Origin of the sequence: Haliea salexigens DSM 19537 (assembly GCF_000423125.1) — a bacterium.
Taxonomy (GTDB): Bacteria; Pseudomonadota; Gammaproteobacteria; order Pseudomonadales; family Halieaceae; genus Haliea; species Haliea salexigens.
In genome coordinates, this window is the sequence record NZ_AUHJ01000002.1 from 278,509 (window position 1) to 294,183 (window position 15,675).

The 15,675-nt window shown below is 63.4% G+C and carries 15 protein-coding genes; 8 read left to right on the forward strand and 7 right to left on the reverse strand.

The window, feature by feature from the left end:
- Nucleotides 1–2: 2 nt before the first annotated feature.
- Nucleotides 3–923, reverse strand: coding sequence for a LysR family transcriptional regulator (locus G533_RS0104020; RefSeq protein WP_027948853.1), 921 nt, complete (start codon nucleotides 921–923; stop codon nucleotides 3–5).
- 121 nt (nucleotides 924–1,044) lie between these two features.
- Here G533_RS0104020 and G533_RS0104025 point away from each other — a divergent pair, with 121 nt between their 5' ends.
- The 3 genes from G533_RS0104025 to G533_RS0104035 all read left to right on the forward strand — a co-directional run bounded on the left by G533_RS0104025 (nucleotide 1,045) and on the right by G533_RS0104035 (nucleotide 3,956).
- On the forward strand, nucleotides 1,045–1,887 hold the full coding sequence (locus G533_RS0104025; protein WP_035526306.1) for a DUF6671 family protein: 843 nt from the start codon (nucleotides 1,045–1,047) through the stop codon (nucleotides 1,885–1,887).
- Between the two features lie 94 nt (nucleotides 1,888–1,981).
- Nucleotides 1,982–3,655, forward strand: coding sequence for a dihydroxy-acid dehydratase (ilvD, locus tag G533_RS0104030; protein ID WP_205622535.1), 1,674 nt, complete (start codon nucleotides 1,982–1,984; stop codon nucleotides 3,653–3,655).
- Nucleotides 3,656–3,665: 10 nt separating this feature from the next.
- Complete coding sequence (locus G533_RS0104035) at nucleotides 3,666–3,956, forward strand: hypothetical protein (RefSeq protein WP_027948856.1); 291 nt, start codon at nucleotides 3,666–3,668, stop codon at nucleotides 3,954–3,956.
- Between the two features lie 12 nt (nucleotides 3,957–3,968).
- On the opposite strand, the gene G533_RS0104040 is transcribed toward G533_RS0104035, so the two are convergent.
- Nucleotides 3,969–4,781 carry an SDR family NAD(P)-dependent oxidoreductase gene (locus G533_RS0104040; RefSeq protein ID WP_027948857.1) on the reverse strand — a complete coding sequence of 271 codons (813 nt, stop codon included), beginning with the start codon at nucleotides 4,779–4,781 and terminating at the stop codon, nucleotides 3,969–3,971.
- A 133-nt stretch (nucleotides 4,782–4,914) separates the two neighbouring features.
- Between G533_RS0104040 and G533_RS0104045 the strand changes: the two genes are divergently transcribed.
- Nucleotides 4,915–6,216 (forward strand): spinster family MFS transporter, encoded by a 1,302-nt coding sequence (locus G533_RS0104045; RefSeq protein WP_027948858.1) that lies wholly within the window; start codon nucleotides 4,915–4,917, stop codon nucleotides 6,214–6,216.
- A 33-nt stretch (nucleotides 6,217–6,249) separates the two neighbouring features.
- Here G533_RS0104045 and G533_RS0104050 read toward each other — a convergent pair whose 3' ends face one another.
- Genes G533_RS0104050 through G533_RS0104065 form a run of 4 tightly spaced genes read right to left on the reverse strand, consistent with a single transcriptional unit; the run spans nucleotide 6,250 to nucleotide 9,788 of the window.
- Entirely contained in the window at nucleotides 6,250–7,296 is a 1,047-nt protein-coding gene (locus tag G533_RS0104050; protein ID WP_027948859.1) for an alpha/beta fold hydrolase, read from the reverse strand.
- A gap of 15 nt (nucleotides 7,297–7,311) precedes the next feature.
- Complete coding sequence (locus G533_RS20445) at nucleotides 7,312–8,169, reverse strand: TIGR03619 family F420-dependent LLM class oxidoreductase (RefSeq protein ID WP_051229942.1); 858 nt, start codon at nucleotides 8,167–8,169, stop codon at nucleotides 7,312–7,314.
- Nucleotides 8,170–8,214: 45 nt separating this feature from the next.
- On the reverse strand, nucleotides 8,215–9,342 hold the full coding sequence (locus G533_RS0104060; protein ID WP_027948860.1) for an MltA domain-containing protein: 1,128 nt from the start codon (nucleotides 9,340–9,342) through the stop codon (nucleotides 8,215–8,217).
- A gap of 11 nt (nucleotides 9,343–9,353) precedes the next feature.
- Nucleotides 9,354–9,788 (reverse strand): MAPEG family protein, encoded by a 435-nt coding sequence (locus tag G533_RS0104065; protein ID WP_027948861.1) that lies wholly within the window; start codon nucleotides 9,786–9,788, stop codon nucleotides 9,354–9,356.
- Nucleotides 9,789–9,918: 130 nt separating this feature from the next.
- Between G533_RS0104065 and G533_RS20450 the strand changes: the two genes are divergently transcribed.
- The 4 genes from G533_RS20450 (at nucleotide 9,919) to G533_RS23305 (ending at nucleotide 15,051) form a co-directional block, all read left to right on the forward strand.
- Nucleotides 9,919–11,265, forward strand: coding sequence for a serine hydrolase domain-containing protein (locus G533_RS20450; RefSeq protein WP_051229943.1), 1,347 nt, complete (start codon nucleotides 9,919–9,921; stop codon nucleotides 11,263–11,265).
- Nucleotides 11,266–11,539: 274 nt separating this feature from the next.
- The gene (locus G533_RS0104075) at nucleotides 11,540–11,821 is read left to right on the forward strand and encodes a hypothetical protein (protein WP_027948862.1); all 282 of its coding nucleotides are present in this window, start codon (nucleotides 11,540–11,542) and stop codon (nucleotides 11,819–11,821) included.
- A 100-nt stretch (nucleotides 11,822–11,921) separates the two neighbouring features.
- Entirely contained in the window at nucleotides 11,922–14,315 is a 2,394-nt protein-coding gene (locus G533_RS20455) for a Lon protease family protein (protein WP_084638786.1), read from the forward strand.
- A complete protein-coding gene (locus tag G533_RS23305; protein ID WP_051229944.1) occupies nucleotides 14,305–15,051 on the forward strand; it encodes a universal stress protein in 747 nt (248 codons plus the stop codon). Before G533_RS20455 ends, G533_RS23305 begins: the two co-directional genes overlap by 11 nt.
- Here the strand turns inward: G533_RS23305 and G533_RS0104090 are convergent.
- Entirely contained in the window at nucleotides 15,026–15,496 is a 471-nt protein-coding gene (locus G533_RS0104090; RefSeq protein WP_027948863.1) for a pyridoxamine 5'-phosphate oxidase family protein, read from the reverse strand. The genes G533_RS23305 and G533_RS0104090 overlap by 26 nt on opposite strands.
- Nucleotides 15,497–15,675: the final 179 nt, after the last annotated feature.

A 15,675-nucleotide genomic window follows, 5' to 3' on the forward strand; every position in this document is an offset into this window, starting at 1 on the left:
CACTATTTGCCGGGCTTGCGGCGTCGCGCGGGTTTCTGCGCGCCATCCTGATACTGCTCCAGCAGTGTGTTCAGTGATACCAGCTCAAAATGGCGCTTCGCGGTGATGGCGTAAAAGCGCTCCACAACACTGTCCAGTACGCAGTAGCGTTCCAGCTTGCCGGATTGTAACTCGTCCTGCACCACCACCTCAGGCACCACCGCCAAACCGCCCGAGTCGCGCGCCAGCAAGCGTAACATGGCCATGTCTTCCACTTCGGCGTAGGGGTCCACTTCCACGCCGTGTTGTTCACAGAGCAGGTCGAACTGGTTGCGGATCTCGCTGTTGGGGCCTGGCAGCAGCAGCGGCAGGGTGCCCAGATCGTGCGGGAAGCGGAACTGTTTGGCCGGCTTGCCCGGTGGCCCCACAATGCAGACGCTCTGCTCGGCAATCTGTTGGCAGCGCCAGGGGGTAGACGTGTCGGCCGCCACGGCACGGTTAGAGAGAATGAGGTCCAGCTTGTGCACGCGCAGTTGCTCCAGCAGCTCCTCCAGGCTGGCGGAGCGTATCACCAGCTTTACCTTGGCTTCGCCGATAACCGGGCGCAGGAAGTTTTCCTGGAAGTTGCGCGAGAGAGTGGCCACGGAGCCGATGCGCAGGCGCTGCACACGCTGCAACTCGCCGCTTTCCGTGAGCGCCAGCAGTTCGCTGCCGAGGTTGAATATGCTCTCCGCGTACTCCAGCACCAGGTGGCCTACCTCTGTCAGCCGCAGCGAGCGGCCGTCGCGGCTGAACAGTTCGTGGCCGAGCTGTTCCTGCAGCTGCTTGATCTGTGACGACAGGGCGGACTGGGATACGTGCAATTGCTGCGCGGCGCGTGTGAGGTGGCCTTCTTTGGCCACCACCCAGAAGTAGTAGAGGTGGTGGAAGTTCAGCTGGCGCATGTCAGTGTTCTCTTTAAAAGAACAATAATATCTAATCTAACTGTTATACAAAATCATTCTCGCGCTTCAATATTGAACAGTTGAACCACACCCGCCACGGCAGTTACGGTACGTCGCCTGCATGACTGATCAACCACACGCGAGCAGCGGCCGTATCGCCCTGCTCACCCGCCATGCCAAAGGAGCGCTCGTTGCGCCGCCACTGGCCGCGCTTGGCCTGGAAGTCAGTGTTACCGACGCCTTTGATACGGACCAGCTGGGCACCTTCGCGGGCGAGGTGACGCGCACCCTGAGTCCGCTGGACTGCGCGCGCAGCAAGGCACAGCTGGCCTGTGAGCTGACGGGCCTCGACCTTGGCCTGGGCAGTGAGGGCAGTTTTGGTGGAGGCCCCATGGCCGGCCTTGTGAATTGGGACGAAGAGCTGCTGCTGCTCTGGGACCGGCGCTCCGGTCAAGAGGTTGTGGCGCGTGCCGCCGGGCCCGTGCGGGTCGCCGCATTTACCTGGGAATCCGAAGCGCAGCTGGTGGCGCAGTTGGCGCCATTCCCCAGCGCGCAAGGCTGGATTATTCGCCACCCGGCCGGGGTGAGCAAAGGACTGTGTGGTGTTGCCGCAGTGCTGGAGGAGCTGCATGCCAATGTGCTGCCGCGCCTGCCCTCGGGCGACGCACATTCGGTGCGAATCGAACCTGACCTCCGGGCCATGCATTGCCCGGAACGGCAAACGTATATCCGCCAGGCGGCAGAGCAACTGGCCCAGCGCCTGCACACAGCCTGTCCCCACTGTACCGCGCCGAACTTCTGGCCAGACGATCACGTACCCGGTCTGCCCTGCGCGGACTGCGATGCACCCACCTCACTCCCCCTGCTGGCCCTGCGGCGCTGCAGTGTCTGCGGCCACGAACAAGGCGAGCCTGTTACTCCGCCTGTCGCTGAGCCACAATACTGTTCCTGGTGTAACCCGTGATGCATCGCGTGGCATGTACGCAGCACGCAGGCGGCAAACCCTTTTTTCCCCTGCAACGTACAGGTAAGTATTCCTGCTGGAGGCCCGTATTACTGTGAAAGACAAACGTCACCACTCGTCCCTTGTTGTGGACGGCATCGAAAAAGCACCTGCTCGCGCCATGCTGCGCGCAGTGGGTTTTACCGACGAGGATTTCCACAAGCCGCAGATCGGCATCGCCTCCACCTGGAGCATGGTCACGCCGTGCAACATGCACATCAATGCGCTGGCGGACGAAGCCTGTGCCGGGGCCGATGGCGCCGGTGGCAAGGGTGTCGTGTTCAATACCATCACCATTTCCGATGGCATCGCCAACGGTACCGAGGGCATGAAGTATTCGCTGGTATCGCGCGAAATCATTGCCGACTCCATCGAGGCGGTCGCGGGCTGTCAGGGGTTCGACGGGCTGGTGGCGGTGGGCGGCTGCGACAAGAACATGCCGGGGTGCATGATCGGCATCGCGCGGCTCAACCGTCCGGCGGTGTTCGTGTATGGCGGCACCATCCAGCCGGGTGCCAACCACACGGATATTATTTCCGTGTTCGAGGCGGTGGGCCAGCATGCGCGGGGCGACCTGAACCTGTTGGAGGTCAAGCAGATTGAGGAAACCGCGATTCCGGGGCCCGGTTCCTGCGGCGGCATGTACACCGCCAACACCATGGCGTCGGCCATCGAGGCATTGGGCATGAGCTTACCCAACAGTTCCGCACAGGAAGCGGTATCTCGCTCCAAAGCGGAGGATTGCCGACAGGCGGGCGCCGCCGTGCTGAGCCTGCTGGAGCGGGATATCAAGCCCTCGGATATCATGACGCGGCACGCGTTTGAAAACGCCATCGCCACCGTGATTGCGCTCGGCGGTTCCACCAACGCCGTGCTGCACTTGCTGGCCATGGCTCATGCCGCGCAGGTAGAGCTGACACTCGACGACTTTGTGCGTGTGGGCGAGCGAGTGCCGGTGTTGGCGGACCTGCGCCCCAGCGGCAAGTACATGATGTCGGAATTGATTGCCATTGGCGGCATTCAGCCGCTGATGAAAATGCTGCTGGAACGCGGTTTGCTGCACGGCGACTGCCTAACCGTAACCGGCAATACGCTGGCAGAGAACCTGGCCGATGTGGCGCCTTACCCAGAGTCGCAAGACATCATCCGCGCCTTTGACAACCCCATCAAACGCAACAGTCACCTGATGATTCTGCGCGGCAACCTCGCGCCGGAAGGGTCTGTCGCGAAAATCACGGGTAAAGAGGGCCTGCGCTTCCAGGGCACTGCGCGCGTATTTCATTCCGAAGAGGAGTCCCTGCAGGCGATTCTCGATGGCCGCGTGGTCAAGGGTGATGTGCTGGTGATTCGCTACGAAGGGCCGCGCGGCGGCCCCGGCATGCGCGAAATGCTCAGCCCCACCTCGGCGCTGATGGGCAAGGGGCTGGGCGCCGATGTGGCGTTGATCACCGATGGCCGTTTCTCGGGCGGCAGCCACGGCTTTGTGGTCGGACATATCACGCCGGAGGCGAGTGAGGGCGGCCCGCTGGCCATTGTTGAAGACGGCGACGAAATCGTGATCGACGCGGAAACCGCGCGCATCGACGTCACGCTCAGTGCCGACGAGATGGCCACCCGTATGGCACGTTGGCAGCCCCCGGCGCCGCGGTACACACGGGGCCTGCTGGCCAAATTCGCCAAAACCGTGGCCTCGGCGTCAGAAGGCGCGGTCACAGATAAATACCTGTAAGGAAAACAACATGACAGACGAGTTGGAAGCGCGGCGATTCCGGTTGATCAGTGGTGTGTTCTACCCGGACGAAGCCAGCCAGTTGTTGATGACCCTGATTGAGGACAAGATCAGTTTTCACCAGCGCAATAACTGGAGCCGGCGCGAACGCTTTGGCGAAACGGATACGGCCAGCGCAGGTCGCATCAGCGAGCTGCGCCAGACCAAAACCGACCTGGCCGCGCTGGTTGAGGAGGCCGAAGCGGCGGGCATGACGCTGAGTATCAGTGGCAACATCGATATCACGCTGACGCCGAAATAGGGTGCAGGAGCGCTACCACGCGGAGCGGTACTGAGGGTTGCGTTCGTCAGCCAGTTCTTCCGCCAGCGCCACATAGTGGCGTTTGAACTCCGGGTGCGTGAAGATCCAGAAGCGGCCCTCGGCGACGGCGTCGAGCACGATCTCCGCGCAAGCCTCCGGTGACAGGGGCACAATATCCTCGCTCATCAGTTCGGTCATCAGTGCCTGCGCTGTGGGGGAGGGGCTTGCGCGCCCGGCGGCAGAAGCGGCCATGGACGTTTCGATCGGGCCAGGGCAGAGCAACGAGACGCCAACAGAGGCACCGATACTGCGCAGTTCGTAGTGCAGCGTTTCGGTGAGGCCGCGCACCGCCATTTTTGAGGCGGTGTATGGGCCCATCAGTGGCGCTGCGAGCAGTGCCCCCAGCGAGCCGGTGTTCACGATGTGGGCCGACTGTTCCTGCTCCAGCATACGCGGCACGAAGCTGGATACGCCGTGCAGCACGCCCATGAAATTGATATCCATGGCCCGCCGCCAGGACGGAGCCGACTCCTCCCAGCACACGCCGGTTTGCAGTATGCCGGCATTGTTGCACAACAGGTTTACCGCGCCGAAGTGCGCGTAGACATCCTTTGCCAGCGCTTCCACGGAGTCGGCACAACTGACGTCCGTGACGCGGCTGTACAGGTCGCCTCCCGCGCTGCCAATAAAAGATTCGGCAGCGGCCAACTGGGCCTCGTCGATATCGGCAAGCACCACGGTCATGCCCTGGCGAGCACAGCGCTGTGCGAGGGCGCGCCCGATACCGCTGGCGGCGCCCGTGATAACGGCAACTCTGGCTGACATGCGGTTTTTCCTTTTGCTGAGTTCAGGGCAGGATACGCATCGCCCTGCTTCCTGACCACCGGCAAAGTCCGTAGCACTTGCGCCCTGCACGCTGTACCCATAGTCTGGGCACAATAAAAAAAGGAGCCCCCACGTGGCCGCTACACCGCCTTCTGCCGGCGCGCCGTCTTCGTTGTTTTCTGCGGGAACGCGCCGTTATGTGCTGACCATCCTGGTCATCGCCTACACCTTCAACTTCATTGACCGACAAATCCTCGGCATATTGGTGGAACCCATTCGCCTTGAACTCGGCGTCAGTGATACAGCGATGGGCCTGCTCACGGGTTTGGGTTTTGCCCTGTTCTACACCCTCATGGGTATTCCCATTGCGCGCTACGCCGACCGCGCCAACCGGCGTAATCTCATCGCGGCGGCTGTAGGTATCTGGAGTGTGTTCACCGCCGCGCAGGGGCTGGCGCAGAATTACTGGCAGCTGCTGGCTTATCGCATTGGCGTTGGGGTGGGTGAGGCGGGCTGTTCGCCACCGGCCCATTCCATGCTGGCGGACTATTACCCGGCCAATGAGCGCGCGACGGCGCTGGGTATCTATTCACTGGGCATTCCGATCGGCATTCTGTTCGGCTTTTTTGTCGGCGGCTGGATGAACGAGTGGTTTGGCTGGCGCGTGGCATTTTTTGTGGTGGGTATTCCCGGCATTGTATTGGCGCTGGTGATTCGCTTTACGCTGCGCGAGCCGGATCGCGGCATGTCCGAGACCCGGGTGACCGCGCCCGGTAGCCAGCCCTCTATTGCCGCGGTATTCCGTTACCTGCTGGCGCGGCGTTCGTTTGTGCACATGGCGTTGGGCGGCGGCATTACCGCCTTTGTCGGTTACGGCCTGATCTCCTGGTCTGCGGCGTTCCTGGCGCGCTCCCACGGTATGTCCTCCGGTGAGATCGGCACCTGGCTGGGCCTCATATTCGGCATTCCCGGCGGCATCGGCATTGTGCTTGGTGGGCGTCTGGCGGACTACCTCGGCGCCCGGGATGCGCGCTGGTATTTATGGATTGTGGCGCTGGCGCTGCTTGTTTCCGTGCCCGCCGGGGTGTTTGTGTTCCTGCTTGATGACATTCGCGCGGTGTTGCTGCTGATGGTGCTGCCAGTGATGCTGGGTAATTTCTATCAGGCCACCACCTTCGCCCAGACACAGACATTGGTCGGCCTGCGCATGCGCAGTGTGGCGTCGGCCATTCTCCTGTTTGTGATTAACATCGTTGGCTTGGCACTGGGGCCGTCGGTAGTGGGACTGATCAGTGACCTGCTGGCAGCGGATTACGGCGAACACTCCCTGCGCTGGGCGCTGCTGATCTGTTCCCTGGCGAATGTCTGGGCGGCCTGGCACTACTGGCGGGCAGGGGCGGCGTTTCCCGCTGATCTGGCCCGGGTGGAAGACTAGCGGCGGCTCTCAGTTCCAGGGGCTGGCCGCCGGCTACAACGTGGCGAGGAAGCGCAGTAATGCGGCGTTGAAAGCCGCCGGCTGTTCCTGTTGCACAAAGTGGCCCGCGCGCGGGATCAGTTCTATGCCGCGCAGGTCACTGGAACAGCGCGCCAGCACCTCGAGTGCATCGGCGCCGATCATCTGCAATACAGGGTCTTCGCTGCCGGCGATAAACAGCGACGGTGGTGTGACCGTCGCGTCGGCCCAGGCCTTGCCCACTTCCCAGTTGCGGTCTGCTACCCGGTAGGAATTGATGCCGCCAATGAACTCTGCCCCCGCCGCACAGCGCGTGAACTCCTCGACGTAGGTATCCATGTCCGCCTCGCTCATCCACGGCCAGGGCAGGGGAATGGCCGGGTCGGCGAGCACATCGAGGTAGCTGTTGCCTTCGGTGCTGAAGCGCGTCCAGTCAAGCAGGTGGCCGTCGGCACACAGTGCCCAGAACAGCCGCGTAAGGAACAGGCGCGGCGCGTGGGCGAGCTCGCGCTCCGGCCGCTCGGGCTCCTGATAGTAGTGCATGTGGTAGAAGTGGCGCGCGGCCACTTCCGCAAAGCAGGTGCTGGGGGCCTTGTCCGGGCGGGCGAAGGCGCGGCCGTAGTCCGTGCCGGGCGACGGGTTGGCGCCGGCGCCACCGCGGCCCGCGAGGTCGAAATCGTAAGGGCAGGCCACGCCTACCACAGCGCTAACGCGGGACGGGTGACGTACGGCCACGTTGTATACCTGGGCTGCACCGAAATCGTGCCCGACCAGTACCGCTTGTGCCAACCCCAGATGATCCATTAGCCCGAGCACATCGTTCACCGTGTGCTGGCTGTCATACACGGCCGGGGCAAGCGGGCGGCTGGAGCGGCCGTAACCGCGCTGGTCGAACGCAACGGCGTTGAAGCCAGCCTCGGCCAGAGCCGGCAACTGGTGGCGCCAGCTGTAGGCGAGCCCGGGAAAGCCGTGGCAGAGAATTACCCAGGGTTGCTCCGGCTGGCCCCGACACAGGCTGTAGTGCAGTTCAAACTCACCCACGGGGGCGCTGGCGTGCTCCACGGTGCTCACCGGTGGCTAGCGTGGCGTGATGAAGCGGTCCGCGAACCGTTCCATCGCCTCGAGTTTGGCATCCAGTGAATGAAAAGCCGGGTCGTCGACTGTCCAGGCCATGGCGATAGTGCCGTCGATGCCCCAGTCTTCCAGCTGATGGTAGATGCCGGGGTCTGGTTCGGTCTGAGGCATGACAAAACGTCCGAAGGGCTCCGCGCCGCGTTCGGCCTCGACGATGGCGCGCTCGGCGTTCAGTTGGTCCAGTAGTTCACGAATTTCGGCCATCGGGTAGTTCATGCCCATCCAGCCGTCGGCGTGTGCTGCGCGGCGCAGGGCGGCGCGCGATTTGCCGCCGATCCACACCGGCACTTTGCCGGGCACCGGGAACTGCCCCGTGGGGGGGAACTGGTAGAAGTCGTTGTCGGCTTCGGCCATGCCGTCATCCCAGAAATCCCGCATCACCTCCAGCATCGCGTCCATGCGTTTGCCGCGGTTGCGCGGGTTGTGGCCCAGCACGGTAATTTCATCCTCGCACCAGCCCGCGCCAACACCGAACACAAAGCGGTGGTCGGTTTGCATGGCCAGCGTCGCCGCCTGCTTGGCAGCGCTGAAGGGCTCGCGCATGGTCAGCACGTACACATAGGTCATAAAGCGCAGTTGCTCGGTGACCGCGGCCATGGTGGCGATGGTAATCATCGGGTCCGGAAAGCGGGTGTGGGCGTGAATGTGGCGCTGCCCGGAAGGGTGCACGGAGGTGTAATCGCGAGGGATGGCCACGTGGTCTGATACGGCTATGCCCGCATAGCCCATTTTCTCGGCCGCCGCGGCAACCTGTTTTACCTGGTCGTTGCCTTCGTGAAACCAGGCCAGCCAATATTCCATATCTCCTCCTGACGGTGCGGGAAAACGCCAGGCGAGTGCTGCGGCTTACTCGCGTTTCAGCAGCAGCCAGGCCTCGGCGTAATCACTAATGTGACGATTCGCCGCATGATACCCCGCCCAATCGCGGTAGTAGCCGCTCAGCCAGTCGAGCTGGTACAGATTGTCATGAAAAGCGCCGCCGGTATCCGCCATCACGTTCAGGCGGTAGGTGGGCTCCCCGGCTTCTTCGGTGCGCAGCAGCACCAGGCGGCCCAGGCCGAGCTGGAAAATATCGCCGGCAACGGTCACCAGCGGTTGTACAGGAATCTTGTAATCCGCGTCCTTGCCGTAGCCGAGCACGCCCGGCACTGCCTTGAAATACCAGTAGCGCTCCTGCTCCTCGGGCTTGCGCGTGCGGTCGTATGCAATACCGTTGTTGCGATGAACGTTGAAGTAGCGCTTCTGGCCCGCGTCGTCTTCGATGACCGCCGTGCCCTGCAGCAGGGCGCCTTCCAGGTCGGCGCGGCTGAGCCAGATCAGCGGCGGCGCGCGCTGTGCCATGTCGTTGGCGCTGGCGGCTGCAGTTTCACTGGCCACAATCGCCTGTTTGCCGAACTGGAAGCGGGTAATGGCCGTGCCCAGGGCATCGGCCTCGGCCAGTGGCAGCTGGGCCTCATCGTGCGGTAGGCCATACAGGGCGTGGGGGGTGGCCGCTGTCTGCGCTTCGCTGCCGGATGCCACCCGCACGTAGTATTTGGTCAGCAACAGGCGTTCGGCAGGCAGGTTCTGCAACAGCGGTTTGCCGCTAGCCAACTGTGCGGCCCGCGCGCGATCCGGCTGCCAGCGCAGCAGCTCGAAGTGGCGCTGCAGGAACGCGGGGTCGTTGAGGCGCGAGCTGCGCCCGAGGCGTGCGTCCTCTGCCGCAACTGCGCAGACGAATTCCAGTGTGGCGCGTATGCGCTCGGGCGGGGTTTGCAGCCAGGGCGTGGTGCCGCCGTGAATGACAGCCGGGTCGTAGGCGTTGCCCTGGGCGAGATAGTCGGCGGTGGCGGCGGCAACGTCACACAGTGCCTCGCTCTGATCCGGCCATTGCCCAGGTGCCAGGGTGTGTGCCGGGCGGAAGCTGGGCGCTGCGCTCGCCGCCGCGCTACAGAGCAGCAGCGCGGCCAGCGCGCCCCGGAAAGTCAGTGGCATGAGGGACCCGCCTAGAAGGTGGCGCGTACAGCGATAGCCGCCATGCCCGCCAGTGCCAGCGAGGACAGCAGGAACAGCAGGAAACGCACCGGCACGTAGTTGGTGGTGGCCTGCACGATGCTGTGGGCAATGCGCAGCACGAGGTAGCCCCAGGCCAGCTGCACCGCCAGCGCACTGTCTATGCCGGTAATGGCCAGAATACAGCACAGTGCGTAAAAAACGGTGGGCTGCTCGTGCAGGTGGGTGTAGTTGTGCGCCTTCCAGTTCACGTGGTCGGGAAGCACGCCTTCGAGGTCGGCACCACGGCGTCCACCGGGTTGTGGCTTGGACAGGTCCAGCCCTGATTTGCTCATGGCGGGCATGCGTGTAGCGGCCATCCAGATCAGCATGACCAGAGACCAGCTGGCAAGCAGGGCGGCGGGGGCAAGGATTTCCAGGGCAGGCATAGCGGGCACTCTCGGCGTTTATGTGTCGCGAGTAGAACTGATCGCGCAGCTCGGCGTCAAGCCTGTTCCGGAATACACGCCTTCTGGCGTAAGCTGAATTCAATCCCGTGTGTTGCCAGGAAAACTGTCGATGAAACGTCTGTTACTGATCGCCCTCCCGCTGTTGCTGCTCCTGTTGGCAGTGCCCCCGCTAATGCTGGGGATGCCGCTGTGGCAGCTGGGTAACGCGGTGTCCCTGGCGACCGGGCTCGGCGCCAAGCTGGCCTGCTCCGGGCGTTTTATCAGTGGTTTTGATGACGCCCGGATTCTCGACGACCTGGCCAGCTATGCAGCGATCAATCGCCAGCTGTCACTCGATTTTGGCGTTGACCGCGTTGAGGTGAGCTTGTTTGGCCTGGCGCCGGCGTCCGCGACTTACCGGCCGGGGCTGGGTTGCACAGTGAACCATGGCGATACAGCCTTGGTGGATGCACTGCAGCCGCCTGCCCGCAGCACACCGCCTGCGCAGTGGCCAGCACGTGACGGCGGGTTCACAGCGCAGCAGGCGGCGGTTGAGGCCGCGTTGGCGGCGGATAATGCGGAAGGCCTGCAGACCCGCGCCCTGCTGGTGCTGCAACGGGGTGAGCTGGTGGCGGAGAGCTATGCCCCCGGGTACAACGCGGACTCGCAGCTGCTCGGCTGGTCCATGGGTAAATCGTTGATGGCGATTGCGCTGGGTCGCATGGAGGCGCTGGGGCTGCTGCCCGCGTCGCCAGAGGGGCCGCTGTTTCCCGAGTGGGGGGACGATGACCGCGCGCGCATCCGCCTGGTACAGCTACTGCAGATGACCTCGGGCCTGCGCTGGCAGGAGGATTACATTCCCGGGAGCGATTCCACACACATGCTGTTTCATGCCCGCAATGCCTCCTCCGTGGCCCTGCGCAGCCCCGGTTTGCACGTACCGGGGAAGCAATTTTATTACTCCTCCGGCACCAGCAACCTGCTGGCGCGATTTGCGGTAGCAAGGCTCGGCGGTCCCCAGGCTCAGCTGGATTTCTTCTACGCCCAGCTGCTGCATCCACTGGGCATGCATCACACCGTGCTGGAACCCGATGCCGAGGGCGTTGTGGTCGCCAGCTCGTTCGTCTACGCCAGCGCTCGGGACTGGGCCCGCCTGGGCCAACTGTTATTGGACGATGGCAGGCTCCAGGGTCGCCTGTTTCTGCCCGCGGGCTGGGTCGCGCGTGCCACGGCGCCCAATACCAGCGCGAATGAACCACGCTACGGCTACCAGCTCTGGCTCAACGACGGGGGCGCTGCGCTGCGCTGGCCGGATCTCCCCCGCAGCGCGTTTGCGATGCTGGGTAATCGGGGGCAGGCGGTACTGATGGTGCCGGAACAGGCGCTGGTTGTGGTGCGGCTGGGCTGGACCGCAGGAGCGTATCCGCTGTCGCGCAAGATGGGTGAGCTGCTTTCCAGGCTCCAGAATGCGAGGTAACACTCGATGTGCCGTTTCGGTGGTAATTTTCACATTTCCCCAAGCATTTTTGTCGGGTATTAAAAATAATATATAAACCAATAAGTTATAGAAATATCCTTATTGAGTCCTCAGAAATATCTGGGTTTTTAAGGCGATCATGACAAACAATTCATGATCCAGTTACCTTTAAAATCAGTAAAAGCGTTACCATATGTGAAGTGTGGTAACAAACCGGTAAAACGAGAGGGTGCAGATGGTCTGCAACCGTTACCGGCATCTGAGGAGAGTGGAAATGAAAACGTTGGCTGCAACAGCCAGGCTCGGCACCCTGGCACTGACTTTTGCCCTGGGTAGCACGGCCTTTGCGCAGACGGCCGAACAGGAAGGCCGCTTTTTGCTGGCGATGAACGAAACGGTCGCGAGTGCAGAGTGGCAACCGGCAGTTCGTGCGGAAGAGCAGGCTCAAGCGGAGGCCGTGGAGCGCGAGCTGGCAGTATCTGCTGAGGCGATCTCACGCAAGCTGGACGAGCAGTTGAAGGCGCGTCTGTCGCGCAAACTCGATATGGCCATCTAACAGGCCAAATGAAGTCGCCAACCCGAGGCAGTGGCCTCGGGTTTTTTTTGCCCGCCGCCTGCTATGATTCTCCTCCCGAATGTTGCACAGGAGGGCTGTCATGCTGGAACCACTGGCCCCGGATCAGATATACCGCGCCTGCTCGGGTGATGGGTTCGACTTCTCCACCACGGAAGGGCTGGAGCCGCTGGACCTGCTCTACGGCCACGACCGCGCCCGGGAGGCGCTGAGTTTCGGTACCGCCATGCGCAGCGACGGGTTCAACCTGTATGTGCTGGGCGACCCCGGTCACGGCCGCCACGACCTGGTCGAGCAGTTCCTTGCGCAGCGTGCAGCCGGGGAGGAAGCACCTGGAGACTGGGCCTACCGCTACAACTTCGATGACCCGACCTCGCCTCGCTACCTGGCGCTGCCGGCCGGCATGGGGCGCCAGCTGGTAGCGGACCTGACGCAGCTGGTAGAGGAGCTGCGCGCCGCCATTCCCGCGCTGTTCGAGAGCGAGGAATACCAGAATCGACTGCAGGACCTCAATCAGGCCATGGGGGAGCGCCAGCGCGATGCCGTGGAGGCGATCCGGCGCGAGGCGCGGGAGCAGGACATCCTGCTGGTTTCCACCCCCAACGGCTTTACCTTCGCGCCGGTCGACGGCAAGGGCGACAGCGACAATATGATGTCGCCCGAGGACTTTCGTGCGTTGCCCAAGGAAGACAAAGAGCGCATTGAAGCGACCGTGGAAATTCTGCAGCGCAAGCTCACCCAGGCCATCCGGCAGATGCCGCTGCTGGCGAGGGAGCTGCGCCAGCAAGTGGACACGCTGAACACCGAGATGCTCAATTCCGCCATCGAGGCGCCGCTCGCCGAGCTGGAAGCGCGCTACCGTGAGCAGGCTCCAGTGCTGGAGCATCTGGGCGCCTGTCGTCAGGCCGTGCTGTCCCACGCCGCGGCATTTCTTGCCGAGACACCCGAGGTTGCGCCGGAGGCGGTGTTCAGCCGCTTCCAGGTGAACCTGCTGGTCGATAATGGCGAGACCAGCGGGGCGCCCGTGGTCTACCAGGATTTGCCCAGCCATCAACACCTGGTGGGCCGCACCGAGCATCACGTACACAACGGCACCCTGGTCACCGATTTCTCCCTGATTCGCGCCGGTGCCCTGCACCGTGCCAACGGTGGCTACCTGGTGCTCGACGTGCGCGGCTTGCTCACCCAGCCAGGCGCCTGGGAAACCCTGAAGCGCGTGCTGCGTGCCCGGCACATCCGTACGGAAAGCCTGGAGCAGGCCTACGGCCTGATCAGTACGGTGAGCCTGGAGCCGGAGCCCATTCCGCTGGACGTGAAGGTGGTGCTGCTGGGTGAACGCCTGTTTTATTACCTGTTGTGCGAGCACGACCCGGAGTTTCTCGAGCTGTTCAAGGTGCAGGCGGACCTCGAGGACACGCTGGACCGGGACCCGGCCAACCAGGCGCTTTATGCCCGCATGATCGCCACACTCGCCACCGACGCGGGGCTGCAACCCCTTGACCGCGGCGGTGTGGCAGCCGTCATAGAGCGCGCCAGCCGCCTGGCGGCGGACCAGCGCAAACTCACCGCGCGACAACGCGAATTGCGCGACCTGCTGCGGGAAGCGCAGCATTGGGCGGAGCAGGCGGGCGCGAAGATTACCGGCCGCGAGCATGTGGAGACCGCCATCCAGCAACAGCTGAGGCGCGCCAGCCGCCTGCGGGAGCGCAGCCACGAAGCCATTCATCGCGGCATTGTGATGATCGATACCCAGGGGGCCGTTGTAGGACAGGTTAATGGCCTGTCGGTGCTCTCGCTGGGTGACTTTGCGTTTGGCCAGCCTTCACGCATCACGGCGACCGCGCGCCCGGGCAACGGGCAGCTGGTGGATATCGAACGCGAAGCGCGCATGGGCGGGCGCATCCACACCAAGGGGGTGATGATCATTGCCCGTTATCTGGCCAACCGTTACGCGCCGGACACGCCTCTGTCATTGTCCGCCAGCCTCGCCTTTGAACAATCCTATGGTGGGGTTGACGGCGATAGCGCCTCGGTGGCCGAGATCTGCGCCCTGGTGTCGGCCATCAGCGGTGTGCCGCTGAGTCAGGCTTACGCGGTTACCGGGTCGGTGAACCAGCGCGGTGAAGTCCAGGCGGTGGGTGGTGTCAACGAGAAAATCGAGGGCTTTTTCGATGTCTGCACCGCGCTGGGCGGGGTGGAAGGTCGCGCGGTGCTGTTGCCGGCCACGAACGTGGAACACCTGATGCTCAAGCAGGAGGTGCGCGATGCCGTCGCGGCCGGGCATTTTCGCATTTACGCCATGCGTCACGTCGACGATGCGCTGGCATTGCTGACGGGGCTGGAGCAGGGCGAACTGGAGCGACGAGTGTCTGCGCGCCTGGAGGCCTTCTCGGCGGCGGTCAGGGCGGCGCGCAGTGAGCACGACGACCCGGCGGGACTGGTGAATGCGGGGGAGGAGAGCGACGATGAACAGTGACGCGGTGCAGCGCCAGCAGGCGCGTCGTGTGCTGACCATGCTCGACGCCTCGCGCCACAGCAGGACGGCACTGCAAGCAGCGGTCGAGCTGGCGCGCGAGCATCGCGCGGAGCTGGTTGCGCTCTACGTGGAAGATGAGAACCTGCTGCGCTCGGCCGATTTCCCTTTCGCCTGTGAAGTGGGCGCTCGCAGCGGATTGGCGAGGCCGCTGACGGTTGCCGCCATGCAGGCTACCCTGTCGCGGCAGTTACAGGCGGTCAGCCAGGCACTGGAGTCGGCGGTGGCGGGGGACGGTGTGACCTATTCCCTGCAGGTGACGCGCGGTGGCGTGGTTGCCGCCACGCTCGCGCGGGTAACCGCAAACGATATTCTGGTACTGGGTAAAGCGGGGTTTTCTGCGCACGGCGGCGGCGCCCGGCTCGGCTCGACCTGCCGGGCGCTCTTGCTGCAGGCGCCGTGCACAGTGCTGGTGTACGCCGAGGACGTGCCGCTGCGACCCGGCCCCTTGCGGGTGTTATCGCCGCCAGTCCCCGAGCCGCTGCTACAGCTGCCCTTGTGCAATTCGGTGGAGACGGTGCAGGCGCGCTCTGCCGGCCATCTTGAGCACCAACTGCAGCGCGTGCGCAACGGGGCCCTGTTGCTGCGGCGCGCCGAGTTGCGCGCGCTGGCAAGCGAAGACCCGCAACTGCTGGCGAAAATACCCGTCCCGGTTATTGTGCTGCCTGACCCCGTGTAACGTCCGCCATGCGCTCGCGGTAGTCCCAGGTAAACAGGCGCTCTGGTTGTATCCGAATCAACACCTCCTCGGCCTTGCGCGACAGCAACCAGTTGCCTACCCGTGATTCCTGCTGCCCCAGGTAGCGCTCCAGTAACAGGTCCAGCAGCTCGCTGTCACCCAGCGGCTCAAGGCTGGCCTGTCCCTGACCGCGCACACCGTGATAAGGGGGCGCGTTGGGTGACACCTCGAAACCCACTTTCGGGTCGCGCTGCAGCAGTTTGACCAGTGCCGATTTCTGGTGCGAGACACACAGCAGTGCCTGCTCGGCAAAGGCATACCAAACCGATACCACGCGCGGGTAGCCGTCGTTGCCCGTGCAGGCGAGGCGCATCGGCACGGTGGTCTCACGCAGGAAACGGTGGGTGTCTTCCAGGGACCAGGGGCCCTTTGTGGTGGGTGTCATGAGAACCTGCTTGCTGTAGTGAGGGCGCAGTATAGGGCGCTTGACGGCATTCGTGAATGCTTGCAGCGGGCTTGGCGCGATGCGCAAAAAAATTGATCGGGGACAACATACCCGTGTTCATGTTGAGCGATACTGCTATCCTATTGCTGAGATTAATTCTAAATAGACACAGCAGGAGA